Below are 22,082 nucleotides of genomic sequence, written 5' to 3' on the forward strand. Positions count from 1 at the left end.
TCTGTCGAGTTCTCAACAATAAGAATAATTTTCATATAAAAAGTATACTCTATGTATACATTTTTTGATTCAAAAAAACGGACAGATAAAAAAGATTTTTTCAACTTTTTCATCTGTCCGCACACTTATTCTATTTCTTCTTCGATGCTTTACGTTTGCCTGGCGACTTTCCGGAAATACTTTTTATTGCTTCCTTAGAGACAATATCGCAGATTCGCTCTTCCTCTATCTTTTCGTACTTTTCTTCGATAGCCCGCTCCTGTTCCGCAAGTTCTTTTTCATACTTGAGCTTAAGCTCGTTCAAAAGCTTCCTCTCTTCTTCATTCTGTTTTTCTTTCAAAGCCTCGATCTTTTCTTTGCGCTCCTGTTCCTTCTTAATTTCTTCTTCCTCTTTTATCGCGCGGATTTTTTTCTCCTGCTCGGAATAAGGAACGTAGCTGAAAATCGCAAGGGTAACAGCGGCAAGTCTAAGTTTCAAAGAATAATCTCTTCCGTCAACTTCTTTTCTGACAGCAGCAAGCTTGCCTTCGTTAAGCAGCCCGCTTCCGCCGTAAGAAATGTCATCACTGTTAAAGACCTCCGTATATCTTCCGTCAGCGGGAACGCCGACCTCAATCTCTCTCTCAATTCCGGCCATATTGGCAACAACGATAAGCATCTCTTTTTCATCGGAACTCTTCCTTGCAAAAGAGACCATACATTCATCGGCCGCCATATTGTTGATCCATTCAAAGCCGTCGTTTGAGCTGTCCGCCTCGTGAAGTGCCGGCTTAGCCTTGTATATCTCATTCAACTTACTGAGCATATTTTCAATATAAACCGCCTGGTCGATCGTAAGCGCATCAGGCTCCATGTAAATGTGCTTTCTGCCGGGATGCACCATCATATAACTGAGCGCAAGTCGCAAATTTGCAAGCTTCTGATAGGAATCTCCGGGCATCATATAATACAGCCCCTCAAGCCCTTTCTCAAGCTCCTCATGCGTAAATGCAAGAACAAATCGCTCAGTGTAGCAATAGATCATGCTGAATGTCAGCTCATCGTGATGTCCCGCCCTAAACAGCGGATCGTTTCTCATATAGCTGAGGAAATCCCTTGTCCAGCCGTTGTTCCACTTATAATCAAAGCCAAGTCCGCCGTTCTCAACAGAATCGGTAACCTGAGGCCAGCACGCAGTCTCTTTTGTGATCAAAAGAACTCCCGGATTATTCTTATGCACATTCTCCGTCAGCTGCTTAAGAAACTCAAGAGCCTCCAGATTCTCGTTTCCGCCATAAATATTCGGCATCCACTCGCCGGGCTTTCTGTCATAATCAAGATAAAGAATCCTTGAGATATCCGACGTTCTAAGACCGTCCACATGATAGTTCTCAATCCAGAAAAGAGCATTCGAAATAAGGAAATTCGTAACTTCTTTCCTTCCGTAGTCAAAAATAAGATCTCCCGACTTAGGACGGATGCCCACTCTCGGATCCTCATATTCATATAAAGTCTTTCCGTCAAAATCACTAAGTCCAAACGATGCCTTAGGGAAGAATGTCGGAACCCAGTCAAGAATTACCCTGATGCCTTCGTTGTGCATCGTATTTACAAAGTTCATAAAATCTTCCGCAGTTCCGTTCGATTCATCCAACGCGTAGAAATTAAGAATATGATAAAAATGCTCCGGCACATGCTTCATTACAGGCATAAGCTCAACCGTATCAAAGCCGTGATTTTTTACATATTCCAATATATCCGCCGTAATCTCTTTAAATCCGGTCTTGCCGTTATGTCTGTCCGCAAACGCCTCGATAGAAATCTCACAGATAGAAAGAGAACTCATATCCTTATCAAACTTTCTGCGCTGCGTCATCCACTTCTGATCCGTCCACGCAATAGATCTCGGCTTATTAATTACAGAAATAATACCGTTTTCGCCCTTCGACTCAGTCGCATAAGGATCGGGTCTCTTAAACACAAGACCGCTTCTTGTCTTTATCTCGAACTGATAGCCGTCATTTTCTTTTGTTCCCGGGATAAATATCTCAAAAATACCGATAGGATCAAGCCTTCGCATCTGGCAAAGACGTCCGTCCCAATTATTGAAATCACCGATAACACTCACCCTGGCTGCAGAAGGTGCCCAGACAGCAAACTGCGTTCCGTTCACACCTCCGCGCCTCATCGGATGAGCTCCGAGTTTTTCATAGATATGATAATGAATCCCGCTTCCAAACTTGATAAAATCTTCGCGCTCAAGAAGCGGTTCGAAAGAATAAGGATCTACAACGGTAGTCTCGCTACCGCCAACACCCTTAATAATAAATTTGTATTTTAACTTCTCAACATAAGGAACAATCGCAGCATAGAATCCCGCCTCATCGGCAAGTTCCATCTCGTACGACTTCTTATGATTGTCGACATACACGCTTACAGATACAGCATCAGGAAAAAAAGCCTGAACAAGATAATTGGAACCCACCTTATGCGCTCCAAGTATTCTGTGAGGATTATCTCCGTCAGAGTAGATAATTTCCTCAATTTCCGGCCAATTCATCATCTTGTACAATTTACTGTTCACTGTGATGCCCTCCAAATCAAATACAATCTAAATACAATCTGAATATAACCTTTATTTAGTTAATTGTACCATTAATTGCATGATTTGCTCAGACAATTTTACATGATATCTGCATACATGCTTTGATTTTATATCAAAGCATGTATAAATAATCCGCTGAGAAGCTTTGGTTCAAACCATGTTGACTTGGGAGGCATGAGCCTTTCCGCGTCCGCAACATCAAACAGTTCAGCAATTGATGTCGGATACATCGAAAACGCAAGCTTCATATCCTTGTGGCACCTGTCCTCAAGCTCCTTAAGTCCTCTTATTCCGCCAACGAAATCAATTCTCTTATCCGTCCTCGGATCACCGATTCCAAGAATAGGAGAAAGGACCTCATTCTGCAAAAGAGATACATCAAGACCTTCAACCGCATCGCTCTTTTTAATATGCTCTTTTGCAACAAGCTTGTACCAGTTATCTTCAAGGAAAAGGCCAAACTCGCCCTTGCATGAAGGCTTAACCGCGTCAGAAGCTTTTTCGATATCAAACATATCTTCAAGCTTACCAAGGAACTCACCGGCTGTAAGTCCGTTAAGATCTTTTACAACTCTGTTATAATCCATGATCATGAGCTCATTGTCAGGGAAAAGAACTGAGAGGAAATAATCATACTGCTGCTTTCCCTTTACCTTACCGGCGTTCTCTTCTCTCTTTTTAAGCCCAACTTTGACTGCAGAAGCACATCTGTGATGTCCGTCCGCAATATAGATACTGTCTATTGTTGCAAACACTCTGCAAATTGTATCGGTTTCTTCAAGATCAGAAATAATCCAAACCCTGTTCTTAACACCGTCATCAGATTTGAAATCGTAAACAGGTTCGTCAACTTCCTTGATCTTTGCAACAAGGTCGCTAAGCATCTTGTTATTTCTGTAGCACAAAAAGATAGGTCCCGTCTGTGCTTCACAGGTATAAACATGCTTGATCCTGTCTTCTTCTTTTTCAGCTCTGGTATTCTCGTGCTTCTTGATAACATTGTTCAGATAATCATCAATAGATGCACATGCAACAATACCTGTCTGTGTTCTGCCATTCATTGTCTGCTCATAAATGTAATAGCAGTTAGTTTCGTCCTGTTCAAAGACGCCGCTTTCAATCTGTCCCCAGAGCATATCATGTGCCTTCTGATACACTTCCGGAGCATACATATCGTAGTCCTCAGCGAACTGAGTTTCCGGTCTGTCTATAGCAAGAAATGAATCGGGATTCTTTTTTACCTCTTCATATGCTTCTTTCCTGCTAAAAACATCATAGGGAAGAGCCGAAACTCTTCCCACATTATCCTTTGTTGGTCTATACGCTTTAAAAGGTTTGATGTCTGCCATAATTATGCTTCCTTCTTTACAACTCTGACTCTGATAACACCGTCAATCTTTTCCATTTTCTTGATAAGTGTATCTGTTATCTTGTCTTCAAGGTCAATAAGAGTATAAGCAAAATCACCCTTTGACTTATTAGTCATATCTGAAATATTATAACCGGCCTCGCCGAGTACTGTTGTAAACTGGCTGATCATATTTGCTACATTCTTGTGGAAAATAGCAATTCTGGGCTTTGTTGCAATTCCCATATCACATCCGGGATAGTTAACAGAATTATTGATGTTACCGTTCTCAAGGTAATCCTTAAGCTCAAGTACAGCCTTAACCGCACAGTTATCCTCAGACTCCTCTGTAGATGCTCCAAGGTGAGGAATAACGATACATCCGTCGTGACCTGATGTTGTAGGGTTCGGGAAATCCGTTACATACTTGCGGATCTTACCTGAATTGATTCCTGCAAGAACATCAACTTCGTTGCAGAGGATATCTCTTGCAAGGTTGATAATGATAACACCCTTCTTCATCTTAGCAATTGCTTCGGCATTGATCATTCCCTTTGTTGAATCAAGCGCAGGAACATGAACAGTGATGATGTCGCACTTTGAATAGATATCATCAACATTTGTTACGTGCTTAACGTCAGATGAAAGTCTCCAAGCAGCATCGATTGAAAGATAAGGATCGTATCCGTAAACATCCATACCAAGCTGTCTTGCAGCATTCGCAACTCTTACACCGATAGCTCCGAGTCCGATGATACCAAGCTTCTTACCAAAGATCTCAGTTCCTGCGAACTTCTTCTTTGACTTCTCTGTGAGCTTTGCAATGTCAGGATCGCCTGCATTTGCCTTAACCCACTCAGTTCCTCCGATGATATCTCTTGATGCGATAAGCATTGCAGCAAGAACCATCTCCTTAACACCGTTAGCATTTGCACCGGGAGTGTTGAATACAACAATACCCTTCTCAGCACATCTGTCGAGAGGAATATTGTTTACGCCTGCACCTGCTCTTGCGATAGCAAGAAGGTTATCTGAGAACTCCATCTCAAGCATGTTGGCACTTCTAACAAGAATGCCTTCTGCGTCATCAACATTATCTACTGTCTGGTACTCATCTGTGAAATTATTAAGACCGATCTTTGCAATCGGGTTCATGCATTTATACTTGTACATATCAGCTGTTCTCCTTCTCAAACTTAGCCATGAATTCTACGAGTTTCTGAACGCCCTCGATAGGCATTGCGTTATAGATACTAGCTCTCATACCGCCAACAGTTCTGTGTCCCTTAAGGCTTACAAATCCTGCAGCTGTAGCTTCCTTGATGAACTTAGCATTGAGCTCTTCGCTGTCTGTAACGAAAGGAACGTTCATAAGTGATCTGTCCTCAGGTCTTACTGTTCCCTTGAACATCTTGCTCTGATCGAGATAATCATAAAGAACCTTAGCCTTAGCTTCATTTCTCTTCTTCATCTCCTCAAGACCGCCCTGTTCCTTGAGCCACTTGAATACGAGACCACACATGTAGATACTCCAGCAGTTAGGTGTGTTGTAAAGAGATCCGTTGTCAGCCTGAGTCTTCCACTTAAGCATTGTAGGTGTGTATGCGGGAACATCATCAGTAATGAGATCTTCTCTGATAATAGCGATAACAAGACCTGCAGGTCCAACGTTCTTCTGAACGCCACCGTAGATAACGCCATACTTTGTTACATCAACAGGCTCTGAAAGGAAGCATGATGATACGTCAGAAACAAGAATATGTCCCTTTGTGTTGGGAAGTGTTTTGAACTTTGTTCCGTAAATTGTATTATTCTCACAAATATAAACGTAGTCAGCATCCTCAGGAATATCAAGATCTGAGCAATCGGGAATGTATGAGAAAGTCTTATCGGCACTTGAAGCAACCTCGATAGCCTCTCCGTACTTCTGAGCCTCCTGATAAGCCTTCTTAGCCCACTGACCTGTTACAATATATGCAGCCTTGCCGTTCTTCATAAGGTTAAGAGGAACTGCTGCGAACTGCTGGCTTGCGCCTCCCTGTAAAAAGAGAACCTTATAATTGTCGGGGATGTTCATAAGATCCCTGATATCCTGCTCTGCAGTCTGAATAACTTCATCGAAAGTCTTTGATCTGTGGCTCATCTCGTTGATAGACATACCACATCCGTTGTAATCAAGCATCTCTGCTGCTGCTTTCTTAAGCACTTCCTCAGGAAGCACTGCCGGGCCGGCAGAAAAATTATAAACTCTAGACATTTCTTTTTGTCCTCCTATAGACGATTTAATAGTTTAGCTTACTAAAATAACTCATAAATTTCATTCTATACTCAAATAAAAAAATGTCAAGAATGTCATTCCATAATGCGTGTTATTTTATTATTTTTAGTCGCATTATTAATACACACTTTTTTATTCATCCGTGAATCATTTTTCTGTAAGTACATATATTAACTGCGTTTGAGCAAATTTATTTTTATTATATCTCTCAAAAACGTCCTCTCAAAAAATTGAAATTTTTCTCAATTTTTTTAAATTTTTTCTGCATATTTTTTAAAAAAATTTTCTCGACAACGTCCATAAACATCGTCGAGAAAATTTCATAAATACATTCTCATATAAAACTTATGAATAATTTACCGATCATCTGTAATAAACGATTACCGGTGTCTTATTTTTTACATTGTTCCACAACAGTTCCGCCATGTCCGGAGGACAGTTTATGCATCCGTGCGATCCGTTATGCAAATAGACATCGCCTCCGAATTCATGCTTCCAGTATGCGTCGTGAATTCCGATTCCCGCATTATTAAGTCTCATCCAATAATGAACAAGTGTCTCATAATCATCGCCTTTAAGTGTCTTCTCTCTCTGCTTATCGTAAGCATTATAGAATCCACTCGGAGTTCCGTGTCCCTTGGACATATCACCGGTAACAATATCTGTCTCGATACTTACCGCTCCGTTCACATAGTAATACAAATGCTGATTGGTAACATCCACTTCAATATATGTATCACCAAGATCTTTTTTGGCATCGATGCAATCGACCTTTTTCTCATTGGTAAGTTCCCTTACTTCTTCTCCGGTCTCAGCGTTGTTTTCTTCTTTTTTATCGTCCTTCTTGTCATCTTTCTTTTCGTCAATCTTCGTATTGCCCGCTCCTGAAATAAATACCTTCTTCAGGTAATTATATTCAGCGACGTTATCAAAGATTTTCGGATTTCCGGCACGATTATTCTTGGGAACCATTATCTCAACATCCTCGCCGTTCTTGTAGCGTTCAAGAGCGTCTGCGGTATAACCGGCCTTAACCATCTTATAAAAGAAATCATAAATTCTCGCTTCGGAGATCAAAGGATCACCATTCTGAGTAACCGCGAATCCCTGAAGATTACGAACATCCGAAAGGCCCACTTCTGAGCTGCCCGCAATATAACGGCCGCGTCCCGGATTATCGTACTCATAATCTTCCATGCCTTCCTTCATTTCCTCGTTCGTAAGCAAGAATTTACTTGCGGTTCCGTCTTTCAAAGGAATCTTTTTACTTCCATACACATAAGTAATATTGCAGTTAATGATCGGTTCAATCTTCGAATAAAGATCGATAACTTCCTGCTGCGTGGCATTAGGTTTGATAGGTCCGTAACAGTCTTTATACTCCTTTGCATTAAGATCTATATCTTCCGCAGCATTAAGCGCAGCGACATCTACAGCCTTAATAATATTGTCCTTATTCGGAACCGACAATAATTCGTTCTTAAGCTCGTACCCTTTATCGTTTTTAACAATGGACACATCCAGAGTATCCTGAGGTACAAATATTTCCCAATCCCCAACTATCTTTGCAAGTTTCTTCTCGTCACAGGTAATGTTGGGCTCAACCTGGCCGGCAAGTCCCTTAAAAATATATATTCCCCATGACAAAGCATTTTGATTCTTAATAAACTCTTTGAGCGCATCCGTATAATCTATGTTAAAATCCATATCCTCAGCGCTTACAAAAAGTGTTGCACCGTTCTGATCCTTAATGGTTATTCCTTTATAATCAAATTTACTGCATAATTCGGAATTAACCTGTTCAACACTCTTTCCCGTGCAATACACCCCATTAACCCAGGTGCAGCAAGGGAAACCTTTGCTGTAAAAATATCCGATGATCAGATACAGCACAACCAATCCGGCAAAAGCCGGGGCTGCAATTCGCACGATTAGTTTAGTCTTATCTTTCATTCACTCTCTCGTATTCTTTAAGTGATCCGCCCGACTGACCGTCCGATCGCCCTGACAGAACACTAGTATGAGTAAGTCACCGAGCTTCTGTAATAAACAATAACCGGTGTCTGCTCTTTAACATTTTCATAGAGAAGACGAGCTATGTAAGGAGGGCAATTTATGCATCCGTGCGATCCTGATTCACGATATATCTCACCGCCAAACGATTCCTGCCACCAAGCATCATGAATACCTACTCCAGTGTCGGTCAAACGCATCCAATATTCAACCGGACATTCATAGTCCTCTCCTACTAATACTTTGTTTCTTTGCTTATCATATACATGGAAAAGACCTGCAGGAGTACCGTGACCTCCAAGCATAGTACCGGATACTATCAAAGTATCTATATAGACTTCTCCATTCCTATAATAATACAGGTGTTGGTTCGCTATATCAAGTTCAATATATGTTCCGCCAAGTGCTTTCTTGGCATTGAAGAAATCAACTTTCTTCGGATTCGTAAGATTTCTGGTCTCTTCCTGTTCAAACGATCCCGACATAAAAGCTTCCTTCAAGTGTTTATATTCGGCATTATGATCAAATACAAAAGTACTGCCGTTTCTGTCTTTCGGGCAAATTATATCGACATCTTCACCGTTCTGATACCTCCTAAGCATAGTCGGCACATCGCACAATTTCTGCTTCTGGTAAAAGAAATCGTAGAGTCTTGCCTCAGATATAAGCGGCTCATTGTCCGAAGTAACGGCAAAGCCTTCAAGGTCACGAACAGTGTCCGCCGAAATGCCAACTTCATTACTTCCGGAAATAAATCTTCCAAGCCCGGGATTCTCATAGTCATAAACATCTCCCGAGAGCTGATCATAAGTCAAAAGAAATCCATTAACAACTTCGCCCTTAAGCGGAATTGTATCATTTCCAAACTGATAAGTAATGCCGCAATTAAGAATTCGCTGTAACTTTCCGTAGAAATCAACAATTGTCTGCTGTTCTTCCGTAAGCGTAACGGGTTCATAGCAGTTTTCAAACTGTTCGGAAGAAAGATCCAGCTCACCTTGCATCTGCATAGCTGCATCGCCTACAACCTGAGCTATATTTTCCCTTATGGGAGTGCTCAAAAGAGTATTCTTAAGTTCATACCCGTTTTCTGTATTAACAATAGAGACATCCCTTGTTTCATCAGGAACAAATATATCCCATCCGGCGATTATATTATCAAGTTTTTCTTTATCATAACTGATACTGGGCTGTACAGAGCCTGTCAGTCCTTTAAAAACATATACTCCCCATGATAAAGCATTCTGCTCGGAAATAAACTTATTGAGTTCTTCGGTATAATCCACTGTAAACCCAAGGTCCTCAGCACTGATAAACAATGTTGAACCGTTTCTGTCAACAACATTTATTCCCGGATACTGAATTGTTTTACATAGTTCGGAATTCACCTCCGCTACGCTTTTTCCTGTGCATTTAATTCCGTTTACTTTAGCTGCACAAGGAAATCCTTTGCTGTAGTAGTACCCGATGATCAAATAGAGCACTAACAGCGCCGAAATAATCAGGAGCACAATGCGCCCGATTAATTTTGTCCGTACATTCATTTACTCTCTTTCCCCAAAACATAATTACTTCTCCCCTTCTATATCGCTTGCATCGAAAGCTTCACTAATTGAAGCGCCTGCAGGTACCATCGGAAATACCTTGTCATCCTCTTCAATAACACAGTCAAGGACGATCGGTACTTTTGAACTTAATGCCTTCTTAAGAGCAGGTTCAACTTCCTCCTTCTTGGTGATCCTGACAGCCTCACAACCAAGTGCTTTGGCTACCATACAATAGTCAACCTTATCCTCAAATACCGTCTGAGAATAATGCTTTTCATAAAACAGTGTCTGCCATTGTCTTACCATTCCCAGAACTTTGTTGTTTATTATGATCTCAACAATAGGAAGGCCGTAACCCGATGCAGTCGCAAGCTCCTGCATGTTCATCCTGAAGCATCCGTCTCCCGTAATATTTACGCAGACTTTATCAGGATTTCCTACTTTTGCACCAATACATGCTCCAAGTCCATAACCCATAGTTCCAAGGCCACCTGATGTAAGGAATGTCCTTGGCTTTCTAAACTTATAATACTGGGCTGTCCACATCTGATGCTGTCCTACATCAGTTGAAACAATGGCATTACCCTCAGTAAGCTTATAAAGTGTCTCGATGATATACGGACATGTGAGCTTATCCGTCTCATAGCTCAAAGGAAACTTTTCCTTGTATCCGTTTATCTTTTCCTTCCATTCGGTGTGATCCATCTGATCAAGCTTAGCGTTTATCTCAGAAAGAACCTCCTTCAGATCTCCGACTATGGAATAACTTGTTCTGATATTCTTATTAATCTCAGCAGCGTCGATATCTATCTGAAGAATCTTCGCTTTTGATGCAAAAGTCTTAGTGTTACCGGTTACTCTGTCAGAAAATCTTGCTCCTAAAGTAACCAGCAGGTCGCACTCACTTACGCCATAATTGGAAGCTTTTGTGCCGTGCATACCGATCATGCCGGTATAAAGGGGATGTGTACCGTCGAAAGCCCCCTTGCCCATAAGTGTGTCGCAAACCGGACAATCAAATTTCTCGGCAAACTCCAATACCTCTTTGGAAGCGCCGGAGATAATAGCACCACCTCCCACATATATGAAAGGTCTTTTTGATGCTTTTAACATTTTGATTGTTACATTAATGTTATCATCAGTATATGTCTTTATCGTCGATTTGTCAGCAACTTTTTTTATTTTTTTAAATTCACAGCTTTTTGCTGTTACATCTTTTGTAATATCTACAATAACAGGACCCGGTCTTCCGGTGCTTGCAATCTTAAATGCTTTCCTCAAAGTATCAGCAAGTTCTTTTACGTCTTTTACGATAAAACCATGCTTTGTGATAGGCATAGTTATTCCCGCAATATCAGCTTCCTGGAAAGTATCTTTTCCCAAAAGAGGAAGATTTACGTTACACGTTATCGCTACCATAGGAACAGAATCCATATATGCCGTAGCAATACCTGTTACAAGATTCGTTGCTCCGGGGCCGCTTGTCGCAAAACATACGCCGACTTTACCCGTAGATCTTGCATATCCGTCTGCAGCATGGGCAGCTCCCTGCTCATGAGAAGTTCTGATATGAAGAAAATCATCACTCTGCTTGTAAAGTTCATCATAAATATTAAGAATACTTCCGCCGGGATAACCGAATATGGTATCTACTCCCTGCTCTTTAAGACACTCTAAAACTATCTGTGACCCGTTTAACTGCATTTTAAATGTACCATCCTATAAGATTTATTCGAATTATTTTGAAGTTCCGGGAATCTCAAGGATTGCTCCTCTGTTTCCGCTTGTAACAAGTTCTCTGTATCTTGCAAGGTAACCTGTTGTGATCTTAGGCTCTCTAGGCTGCCATTTTTCTCTTCTCTTGGCAAGTTCTTCGTCAGAAACCTTAACATTAAGTGCATTGTTAGGAATATCGATGCTGATGATATCGCCTTCCTCAATAAGAGCGATCGGTCCGCCGACAGCAGCCTCAGGAGAAACATGTCCGATAGACGCTCCTCTGCTGGCTCCTGAGAATCTTCCATCCGTAATAAGAGCAACAGATGATCCGAGTCCTCTTCCGGCAATAGCTGATGTAGGATTGAGCATCTCTCTCATTCCGGGGCCGCCCTTTGGTCCTTCATATCTGATAACAACAACGTCACCTGCCACAATCTTACCTGTAAGAATTGCCTCGATAGCATCTTCCTCACAGTCGAATACTCTTGCAGGTCCTTCATGAACAAGCATCTCGGGAACAACAGCAGACTTCTTGACAACGCCTGTATCGGGAGCGATGTTACCCTTAAGAACGGCAATTCCGCCCGACTGCATGTATGGATTCTCAATAGGTCTGATAACTTCGGGATTGAGATTCTTTACGCCCTCAAGGTTTTCTTTAATTGTCTTACCTGTAACCGTGATAAGATCTGTATTGATAAGGTTCTTTTTAACAAGCTCAGACATAACCGCAAGTACACCGCCTGCCTCGTTGAGGTCTTCCATATATGTGGGACCTGCAGGTGCAAGATGACAAAGGTTAGGTGTTCTGCTTGATACTTCATTAGCGATTTCCATATTAAGATCAACGCCTGCTTCATGCGCGATCGCAGGAAGGTGAAGCATTGTATTTGTTGAACATCCAAGAGCCATATCCATTGCCATTGCATTCATAAATGCCTCTTTTGTCATGATATCTCTTGGTCTGATATTCTTCTCGATAAGATTCATTACTGCGTAGCCGGCATGCTTGGCAAGTCTGATACGTGCCGAGTAAACAGCGGGGATTGTTCCGTTTCCGGGAAGTCCCATACCGATTGCTTCTGTAAGACAGTTCATTGAATTTGCAGTATACATACCCGAACATGAGCCGCAGGTAGGACAAGCCTTCTCTTCGTACTCACAAAGCTTCTCGTTTGTCATTTTTCCTGCGGAAACACTTCCTACAGCCTCAAACATTGAAGAAAGAGATGTCTTATGTCCATCAACTCTTCCTGCCATCATAGGGCCGCCTGATACAAATACTGTAGGGATATTAACCCTTGCAGCCGCCATAAGAAGACCGGGAACATTCTTGTCGCAGTTGGGAATGCATACCATTCCGTCAAAAGCATGAGCTGTTGCAAGACACTCTGTGCTGTCCGCGATAAGGTCTCTTGTAACAAGAGAATACTTCATTCCGATGTGTCCCATTGCGATACCGTCACATACGGCAATAGCGGGAACAACAACAGGCATACCGCCCGCTTCTGCTACCGCAAGTTTTACAGCTTCCGTGATCTTATCAAGGTTCATGTGTCCGGGAACTATTTCATTATAGGAACTAACGATTCCAATAAGAGGTCTTTTTCTCTCTTCTTCAGTAAATCCAAGAGCATTAAACAAACTTCTGTGAGGAGCCTGCTGAACGCCCTCCATAACTCTGTCACTGTTCATAGCCATAATCTTTTCTCCTTTTACTTGATATATAAAATAAATTTGTCATTCTCATATCTTACGTGCATTGAAGACAGGTAATCCCAATCAATCGTCCTATATGTCTGATAAAACTTCCAAAGGTCGTCTCCGTTATAATTCGGATCAAACATATTCTTATCAAGCAGCACGCAATCGGCGCCTTCAACGTCTGTCTTGTCGCAATCAATATCCCAGCCAAACTTTAGAAGATATTGCTGATCACAGTCTAACACTGCGATACTTTGTCTCTTTGTCACTTCAGCGACATAAAGCGTATTGAACACATTGTTTTCTCTTTCAGCTATCTGACAACTAAATCCGGGGTCAAAAAATCTGAAAATAAAAAGTATCACTATTACAATAACAGGTATATAAATTCCTATACCCGAATACCATTTATCGCCTTTTTCAACCGTCTCTATCTCTTCATGAGATTTTATTCCCTCATCACCTCTTGCGATGAGTTTTCTGCGGTTATACAGTCTTATGCCCACATTTATTAGTCTTTCAAGCGCCGTGCAGACGCACAAGACAATAACAAATGCAACATAACCAAAAATGCGAAGATATGGCAATGTACGAAGTGAAAATAAAACAATGCCAAGAAACATCAGGTTTACGATAACAACAAGATTGATCACAGTCCTGCTGTATTCAAAATGTTTAAAGCATTCATAAAACAAGCATCCCAGGCTTATCAGCAGGAATAAAAGTGTCATGATGCTAAACTTCGGCACCAAAGAATTTAAAAGGCTCATAAACCATGACCATAACCCTTTCCAAAAAGCCGCCGAAGAAAGCCTTTGGATATAAGAATGAGACATCATATACCTCATTCCGGTCATGACTGATTTAAGAGGCGCTTTAATAATAACACTAAAATGAGATAATTCAAAAAATACAGGATCTTCTGAACTCACAAGTATGTTAGATCCGATCGCGAGCCAAATTATCATATATAACAATATGACAATCGTCATAGAAACTACCGCTGTATCAAGCAGCTTACGAAGTTTCCCGTAATAGATATTTTCGGAGATTGAACTGTATACGTCCTTACTTCTCATCGCATTGATGAAAAGAAATATAGCGCCCGAAGCCCATACCGACACAACCCAGTATATGCTGCTCGGAACAATATACATTCCAAGAACCAGCGTTCCTCCGAACAAATAGTAATACGACTTCTTATCGGCTCCCAGCCTGCAAATATAACCTATGTAATATATCGAAAGAAGAAAACATGTCGTAGCAAGTGTATATCCTCTTCCGAGCACGCTGTAATCATTCACTATCTGCATCGATGCATAGAGCACGACAGCTCCGAACGGAATCGCATGGGAATAATACTTCCTGCAGATCCTGTATACAAGGATCAGATTTACAATGGCTGCAACATATGACACACCCCTTAAAGCTATGTAAGAATTGCCGCAACGATACAGCATCGCTGAAAGGATCGAATATCCCACATGATTGTTCGGAAGAGGCCAATGTATAGCCGAATACAAAGGGCCTCTCGAAACAAAATTATAATATGTGTAAAGCTCATCGTAATTCGGAGTTATCGCAAACATTCTCCACAGATAATAAGAAGCCATCGCGATCACAAAAAGAGTAACCGCCATTCCCTCTGGACTTTGTGGAAGAAGTTCATTTATTTTCTTTTCAGTTTTAGCAATTACCGATCCGTTCAACCAATAAGTCTCCCATCATGCGACAACCGACAAGTTTAAAGTTATCTTCCTGACCCTTAGGCAAAAGATCTGTTGTCCTGTAACCGTCTTCCAAAACCTTGCGAACGGCATTTTCTATAGCATCCGCTTCCTTATCAAGGTTAAAGGAATATCTGAGCATCATTGCCGCAGAAAGTACAGTGGCAATGGGATTTGCAATATCTTTTCCCGCAATGTCGGGAGCGCTTCCGTGACTGGGTTCATACAGTCCGAAGCTTGTATCGTTAAGTGAAGCACTCGGAAGCATTCCGATAGATCCTGTGATCATACTTGCTTCATCGGAAAGAATATCACCGAACATGTTCTCTGTAAGAACGACGTCAAACTGTGTAGGCTCTTTTACAAGCTGCATGGCACAGTTATCAACGAGCATGTGCTCAAGTGTCACATCGGGATAGTCTTTCTTTACCTCTTCAACAACTTTTCTCCAAAGTCTTGAAGAATCAAGAACGTTGGCCTTATCTACGCTAATAACGCTCTTTCTGCGCTTTCTTGCAACATCAAAAGCACGGATTGCAATTCTTCTGATCTCACTCTCTCTGTAAACAAGAGTATCTGTAGCTACAAGCTCTCCCTCTTCTTCCTTGGTAAATCTGTCACCAAAGTAAAGGCCGCCTGTAAGCTCTCTCATAATGAGCATGTCAAAACCTTTATCCGCAACAGCCTCTTTCAAAGGACATGCATCCTTGAGCTGAGGATACAGATATGCAGGTCTCAAATTTGCAAAAAGATTAAGAGCCTTTCTGAGTTTCAAAAGACCTGCCTCAGGTCTGAGTGAAGGCTCAAGTTTATACCAAGGAGATGTTGATGTATTACCGCCGATTGATCCCATAAGCACGGCATCGGCAGCCTTTGCATCTTCAATAGCCTCATCTGTAAGAGGCACCCCGTGAACATCGATTGAACAACCGCCCATCAGAATATCCTTATATTCTATGGAATGTCCAAATTCTGAAGCAACTTTATCAAGAACTTTCTTTGCTTCGGTAACAATTTCAGGTCCTATTCCGTCACCCGGAATACATGTAATATTAAGCTTCATACCCGTATCTCTTTTCTATAATGTATTTTTTAAGTCATAACTTAATGTTTTTCATCTCATTATGCAATAAAGCCCGATTGAGTGCGCAAGCACCAATCAGGCTTAACAGAATCAAAATTTAATTACTTTTTCTTTGAATTCTTTGAATCCTTGGTGCTATCGTTTGAAGAAGCGATTGCGTCCTCGGGCTTCTCAACTTCAACAATTGCATCCTTAACCATGGGGATACGACAATTCTTATTGTTACCAAACTCTACAATAACCATATCGTCGTTGATGTCAATGATAGTTCCGATAAAACCACCTGTGGTTCTTACGCTGTCACCTACAGCCAATGCAGCCAATACCTGCGCTTTCTGCTTACGCTCTTTGCTGTTGGGACGAACAAGCAGGAAATAGAATACTGCCATTACCACAGCATAAAAAAGTAATGTCGGTACAATTGCAGAACCTGCAGAAACAGGCTCTGTTGCTGCTTCAGTAAAATATAATAACATAACATCCTCCAAAAACTTATTCTTTAATTATATACCAAACAATAATACTAGAAAGAAACGGCAAATTCAAGTAGTCAAAATTCATCCGGACACATTACAAATTTAACCTTTTCTCCAATTTCGGGCAATATTGTATGACTCACTTTTTGCCACAGAATCAAACTCCATCATTCCTTCTAAGGTTTTCTTCTTGTAAGCCTGATAATTGTTGTTTCTTATTGCCTCTCTGATCTCTTTTACCAGATTGTTGTAAAAGTACAGATTATGAAGAACACAAAGTCTCATTCCAAGCATCTCTCCAGCCTTAAGAAGGTGTCTGATATAAGCCTTGGAATAGTTCTTGCACGCAGGACAGTTACATCCTTCTTCAATAGGAGTGTCATCAAGTTCATATCTGGCATTTAATATGTTGATGTGACCTCTCTTGGTATAAAGATGTCCGTGTCTTCCGTTTCTGCTGGGATAAACGCAGTCAAAGAAGTCCACTCCTCTGTCAACAGCTTCAAGGATATTTGCGGGAGTTCCCACGCCCATAAGATATGTAGGCTTGTCCTCGGGAAGGAAAGGCACAACATTCTCAAGAACATCGTACATCTCCTCGTGGCTCTCGCCAACAGCAAGACCGCCGACCGCATATCCGTCAAGATCCATCTCTCTGATTCTCTTGGCATGCTCTATCCTGATGTCGTTAAAAATAGCTCCCTGATTGATTCCAAAAAGCATCTGATGCGGGTTAACCGTATACTGAAGGCCATTCAGCCTGTCCATTTCTTTTTTGCATCGCTCAAGCCATCTCGTCGTTCTATCCACAGACATCTGAACGTATTCGTGCTCAGCCTTTGCAGAAGGACACTCATCAAAAGCCATAGCGATCGTCGATCCCAGATGAGACTGAATTCTCATACTCTCCTCAGGTCCCATGAACAGCTTGTGTCCGTCGATATGCGAATGGAAGTATACTCCCTCTTCTTTTATCTTTCTCGTCTTAGCAAGAGAAAAGACCTGGAATCCGCCTGAATCTGTAAGAATAGGCTTGTTACATGACATAAACTTATGAAGTCCGCCCATTCTGTATATCAGATCATCTCCCGGTCTTAAGTGCAAATGATACGTGTTCGAAAGAACAACCTGAGTGTCGATTTCCTCAAGGTCTCTTGTGGATACACCTCCCTTTATTGCCGCAACGGTTGCAACATTCATAAATACGGGAGTCTGTACCTCACCGTGCACAGTGGAAAAAGTAGCACTCTTGGCGTTTCCGTCCTTATTTACAATTTTGTACATATAAATCCTCTAATTAACATAAGTATTCCAGAATTCTTCCAGACAGATACCATTTTCATGTATAACAGTCGCCGCGTCAACCCCTACATATCTAAAATGCCAGGGTTCGAATTCAATACTTGTAATATTCTCTTTTCCGGCAGGGTATCTTAAGATGAATCCGTACTTGTAACTGTTGTCTGCAAGCCACTTTCCGGCACGCGTATTGCCAAAGCCTTCATCAAGACTTGAATACCCTTCCGTGATAATGTCAATCGCAAGGCCTATCTGGTGCTCCGAAGATCCGGGAACAGTAACCGCCTGAGAAGCAAGATTATATGCTTCCATATAATTCATTCCGCCTTCCATGTACCTGCTGACCTTGTTGTTAAAAAGCATCGTCTGCCTGTCTCTGTCTCTGTAAGGAGAACAAATGATAAGTGCCACCCCGTCTTTATTTGCAGCTCTCATCATCTCAAGGAGCGGTGCAATAATTCGCTCATCGCATCTCATTGTTCCGCTGATTGTTCCAAGCGGAAAATCATAATCATCGGGAATCGGATGTTGCTTATTTACAAGCATTATCTTCCAATCGCTGCTGTCAAAGTTCGTAACCCCAAGATATGACAGATTAACACCGTCATCCGTATTTTCAGGCACTGCCGTGCCATCGTCCGTCGCTTCAAGAATCTGTGAAAGAGAAGCCTGCTTCTCGGGATCTAGGTGCTCAGCCTCCGCAACATCGGGATTCTCACTCTCCATAGCTTCTTTGATAAGCTCGGAATCAACATCCTGGCTTACCGCAAGCTCGGCATCGGACTCCGCAACTTCCTCACTTGAAAGCACTTCTTCCGTATCGGAAGAATACCCGTCTATACTCACATCCGAAGCGAAACTGATATTGAGTGACATCGCGGGATACGAAAAACTGCTGCTAAATACAAAAAACAGCAATCCGCACGCAAGACAAATATACCTCTTACTGCTTCTGTAGAAGTAAAAAAGAATATCGTAAAGTGCTATTGCCGTAAAAGCGTAAGCAATGCCCAAAAAGGTCAGTGCTTTGTGTTTTCTGTTAAAACTTTTCACCTTGGAAAAAATTTTATTTTTATAGGCAAGCTTCATCTGCAAGCTACTAGCGTTCATATCGGAAATCCCCTCTCATTTCGGATACTTGGCTTGTAATATGACAACGCATATAATATGATATGTTATGCGAATTGCTCCACGTTATACGCCATTTTTGTTATAACGTCTATATAATTATATAACAATTTAGCGTTTATTACATCATTTTTTATAGCAAATTACGCGCTGCAATGCGCTATATATAGTATATTCCAAAAATTCTCACACAATATGAAAGGATACCTATGTCAGGTTCAACACTCGGAAAAAACATAACAATATCAACCTGGGGAGAATCCCACGGCGAAGCACTCGGAGTCGTTGTTGACGGCTTCCCCGCAGGGCTTGATCTTTCAAAAGAAGATATTCAGAAGTTTCTCGACAGAAGAAAGCCCGGAACTTCATCTGCCACAACTTCAAGAAAAGAGGACGACGAAGTCCACATTCTTTCCGGAATATTTGAGGGAAAGACAACCGGAACTCCCATATCGATGATGGTAAAAAACACTTCTCAGAGATCCGCGGATTACAGCGAGATTGCAAGCTACTACCGCCCCGGACACGCAGACTATTGTTTTGATGAAAAATACGGTTTCAGAGACTACAGAGGCGGCGGTCGCTCATCCGGAAGAGAAACTATCGGAAGAGTCGCTGCAGGCGCTCTCTGTCAGAAAATGCTTGGCGAAATGGGAATCGATGTCTTTGCTTATACACGTTCTATCGGAGACGTAGAGATAAACGAAAGTAACTTTGACAGAAACACAATATACACAACTCCCACTTCTATGCCCGATGCGGACGCTGACAAAAAGGCAATGGATCTTATCATGAAATGTCGCGAAAACATGGATTCAATAGGCGGTGTTATTGAGTGTCGTATAAAAGGTGTTCCCGCAGGAATCGGTGAGCCCGTATTTGATAAACTGGATGCCCTCCTTGCAAGAGCCGTTATGAGTATCGGCGCAGTTAAAGCCGTTGAGATCGGATGCGGAACAAAAGCAGCACGACTCTACGGTTCAGAAAACAACGATGAATTCGTAATCGAAAATAATGAGATTAACAAAAAAACAAACAATTCAGGTGGAATACTCGGAGGAATGTCAGACGGAAGCGAAATTATACTCAGAGCTTACGTAAAACCTACTCCCAGCATTGCCCGTTCCCAGAACACGGTCAACAAATCCGGTGAAAACATCGAAATAAACATAAAAGGCCGTCACGACCCTGTTGTAGTTCCAAGAGCCGTCGTAGTAGTCGAAAGCATGTGTGCTTTCACTCTCCTCGATCTCCTTATCTCCAACATGTCCGCAAAGGCCCAAAACATAATCAATTTCTATAAGTAGTTAAAAACTGCCATATGCGTTCAGCATATGGCAGTTAGTTTCTTATCCCTCTAATTTGTGGAATACGATGCAGTTAGGTCTCTTTACGGGTTCTTCGGGTCCGTTCATAACAAGAGTTCCTGCCTCGGGATCCACTTTAAAGAATGTCATTGAATCCGACTCATGATTGAGTGATACAAGATGCTTATTGTCAGGGAACAACGCAGCATCCTTAGGATATTCACCCGCGATAGGAAGCTGGATCTTCTTTGTAAGAAGTCCCGTCTCTTTATCAACCTTGTAGATAATTACGTTATTCTCTCCCGCTGTTGAGCTTACAAGATAGTTGTAATCCTCAGAGAATGTAAGCGCACTGCTTGCAACACCGATAGAATCGGCTTCATCTGAATTTGATACAGTCTGAATCTTGTTAAACTCGGGATCTCCGTTGTTATCTACGTACTCATATACTTCTATGCCGCATTTCTGCTCAAGGCACACATAAAGAAATCTTCCGTCCTTAGAGAACTGCATATGTCTCGGTGATGACTCCTGATCGCAATGGATAACATCAACTTCTTTGATCTTGCCGGACTCTACATTGAGAGAATATACATTAACTCTATCCATTCCAAGATCAGCTGCAAGAAGATACTTATTATCCTTAGATACTTTAATACACTGAACGTGAGGCACGTGGTTTCTTCCAGCTGCCGTTCCAAGACCCTTGTGGTATCTCTCGTCGGTAATCTCACCGATACTTCCGTCTTTATTAAGCTTAAGGATTGTCACCTTGCCATCGTGATATCCGGCTGTCAAAAGGAAATTGTCTTCCTGATCCATATTAAGATAACATCCGCGCATTCCGTTGATAGAAGCCTCATTCAAAAACTCAAGGCCACCGTCGGGCAGAATATGATAAGCCTCAACGCCCGCATCCGTAATGGAATAAAGCGTCTTCTTATTGTGAGATATTCCAATATAAGATGAATTGGTTATCTCAACCTTCTGCTTCTCCTTAAATCTGCCGTTTTTCATATCAACGTCATAAATTTTAATTCCATATTTGGAACCAAGTCCGGAAGTGTAGCTAGATACATAAGCCACATACTTGTCTTTTCCAGCCATTTTACAACATGCCTCCTGAATGTTTATTGAAATATCTAAGAATTACCAATTCTTATACTTGCCGTTTACGCATACACCGGCAAATCCGTTTGCTGCCATAACAGCTTTGTCTGATTCTGAAATAACAGGTGTGGAATCTGTTGCAGAAACAACATCAAAGTACTTTGAACCCTCATTAACTGCAACGCCCTTTAATGAAAGTGTTGCCATCTGTCCGTTTCCGTTTGTAAGAGAGAATGATGCCATTGCAACATCCTTATCATTGTAAAGCATTGCAACGTTTCCGTTCTTCTTTACTGTTCCTGTTGCTTTCTTAGCAAGCTCAACCTGAACAGACTCAGAAACCTGAGCGGCATTTCCTACACGTACAAGAACCTCGTCATATGTGCCGTCTGACTGAACCTTTGCATCATCGATATAGAAATAGAAAGGTACGTCTTTAGCCTGTTCATCGGCGCCAACATGGAAAATAACATCCTGTGTTCCGCTCTTGAATGAGCACTCAAGGTACGTTCCTGCGCTTGTGTGAGGTCCGAGATGATATGTGTAGTTAAATTTGGACCTCATATGCATTGTGTGTTCGCTACCTGCGTTCATGTTAATTACAGTATCCCCAAAGTCAAAGTACATAGGGAGATCACTTTCCGCATGTGCATTAACCGACATGAGCGATCCCGCAACCAAAAATGTACTAAGCGCAGTAATAAGATTTTTTTTCATTCCAGTCATAAATTTTTCCTCCGTCTTATCTTAATCTTATT

The 22,082-nt window shown here is 41.6% G+C and carries 16 protein-coding genes; 1 reads left to right on the forward strand and 15 read right to left on the reverse strand.

The features are described from left to right. Nucleotides 1-130 precede the first annotated feature (130 nt). The 13 genes from glgB to DL92_RS20040 form a co-directional block, all read right to left on the reverse strand. Nucleotides 131-2,563, reverse strand: coding sequence for a 1,4-alpha-glucan branching protein GlgB (glgB, locus tag DL92_RS18050; RefSeq protein ID WP_034468354.1), 2,433 nt, complete (start codon nt 2,561-2,563; stop codon nt 131-133). A gap of 128 nt (nt 2,564-2,691) precedes the next feature. After that, complete coding sequence (locus DL92_RS0102975) at nt 2,692-3,933, reverse strand: DUF1015 domain-containing protein (RefSeq protein ID WP_026666848.1); 1,242 nt, start codon at nt 3,931-3,933, stop codon at nt 2,692-2,694. 2 nt (nt 3,934-3,935) lie between these two features. After that, complete coding sequence (locus DL92_RS0102980) at nt 3,936-5,105, reverse strand: phosphoglycerate dehydrogenase (protein WP_026666849.1); 1,170 nt, start codon at nt 5,103-5,105, stop codon at nt 3,936-3,938. 1 nt (nt 5,106) lies between these two features. Then, nucleotides 5,107-6,189 carry a 3-phosphoserine/phosphohydroxythreonine transaminase gene (gene serC / locus DL92_RS0102985; RefSeq protein WP_026654716.1) on the reverse strand — a complete coding sequence of 361 codons (1,083 nt, stop codon included), beginning with the start codon at nt 6,187-6,189 and terminating at the stop codon, nt 5,107-5,109. A 384-nt stretch (nt 6,190-6,573) separates the two neighbouring features. Continuing rightward, nucleotides 6,574-8,163, reverse strand: a complete 1,590-nt coding sequence (locus tag DL92_RS0102995; protein ID WP_026666850.1) for a L,D-transpeptidase — start codon at nt 8,161-8,163, stop codon at nt 6,574-6,576. 62 nt (nt 8,164-8,225) lie between these two features. Continuing rightward, nucleotides 8,226-9,767 carry a L,D-transpeptidase gene (locus DL92_RS20035; protein ID WP_026654714.1) on the reverse strand — a complete coding sequence of 514 codons (1,542 nt, stop codon included), beginning with the start codon at nt 9,765-9,767 and terminating at the stop codon, nt 8,226-8,228. Between the two features lie 24 nt (nt 9,768-9,791). Then, nucleotides 9,792-11,474, reverse strand: coding sequence for a biosynthetic-type acetolactate synthase large subunit (gene ilvB, locus DL92_RS0103005; RefSeq protein WP_026654713.1), 1,683 nt, complete (start codon nt 11,472-11,474; stop codon nt 9,792-9,794). A 33-nt stretch (nt 11,475-11,507) separates the two neighbouring features. Then, a complete protein-coding gene (gene ilvD / locus DL92_RS0103010) occupies nt 11,508-13,184 on the reverse strand; it encodes a dihydroxy-acid dehydratase (RefSeq protein ID WP_026666851.1) in 1,677 nt (558 codons plus the stop codon). A 20-nt stretch (nt 13,185-13,204) separates the two neighbouring features. Further along, complete coding sequence (locus DL92_RS0103015) at nt 13,205-14,902, reverse strand: glycosyltransferase family 39 protein (RefSeq protein WP_026666852.1); 1,698 nt, start codon at nt 14,900-14,902, stop codon at nt 13,205-13,207. Further along, nucleotides 14,880-15,983: a 3-isopropylmalate dehydrogenase gene (leuB, locus tag DL92_RS0103020; protein WP_026654710.1), complete on the reverse strand. Its 1,104-nt coding sequence runs from the start codon at nt 15,981-15,983 to the stop codon at nt 14,880-14,882. Before leuB ends, DL92_RS0103015 begins: the two co-directional genes overlap by 23 nt. 122 nt (nt 15,984-16,105) lie before the next feature. Continuing rightward, nucleotides 16,106-16,480 carry a preprotein translocase subunit YajC gene (yajC, locus tag DL92_RS0103025; protein WP_026654709.1) on the reverse strand — a complete coding sequence of 125 codons (375 nt, stop codon included), beginning with the start codon at nt 16,478-16,480 and terminating at the stop codon, nt 16,106-16,108. A gap of 102 nt (nt 16,481-16,582) precedes the next feature. Beyond that, nucleotides 16,583-17,764 carry a tRNA guanosine(34) transglycosylase Tgt gene (gene tgt, locus DL92_RS0103030; protein WP_026666854.1) on the reverse strand — a complete coding sequence of 394 codons (1,182 nt, stop codon included), beginning with the start codon at nt 17,762-17,764 and terminating at the stop codon, nt 16,583-16,585. 9 nt (nt 17,765-17,773) lie between these two features. Next, nucleotides 17,774-18,889 (reverse strand): M15 family metallopeptidase, encoded by a 1,116-nt coding sequence (locus tag DL92_RS20040; protein WP_051199078.1) that lies wholly within the window; start codon nt 18,887-18,889, stop codon nt 17,774-17,776. A gap of 227 nt (nt 18,890-19,116) precedes the next feature. Between DL92_RS20040 and aroC the strand changes: the two genes are divergently transcribed. After that, nucleotides 19,117-20,214, forward strand: coding sequence for a chorismate synthase (gene aroC / locus DL92_RS0103040; RefSeq protein ID WP_026654706.1), 1,098 nt, complete (start codon nt 19,117-19,119; stop codon nt 20,212-20,214). Between the two features lie 42 nt (nt 20,215-20,256). Here the strand turns inward: aroC and DL92_RS0103045 are convergent, their stop codons facing one another. Beyond that, on the reverse strand, nt 20,257-21,321 hold the full coding sequence (locus tag DL92_RS0103045) for a lactonase family protein (protein ID WP_026654705.1): 1,065 nt from the start codon (nt 21,319-21,321) through the stop codon (nt 20,257-20,259). A 42-nt stretch (nt 21,322-21,363) separates the two neighbouring features. Beyond that, a complete protein-coding gene (locus DL92_RS0103050; protein WP_026666855.1) occupies nt 21,364-22,050 on the reverse strand; it encodes a hypothetical protein in 687 nt (228 codons plus the stop codon). Between the last annotated feature and the right edge of the window lie 32 nt (nt 22,051-22,082).

Source organism: Butyrivibrio sp. AE2005, assembly GCF_000686965.1.
GTDB classification, from domain to species: domain Bacteria; phylum Bacillota; class Clostridia; order Lachnospirales; family Lachnospiraceae; genus Butyrivibrio; species Butyrivibrio hungatei_A.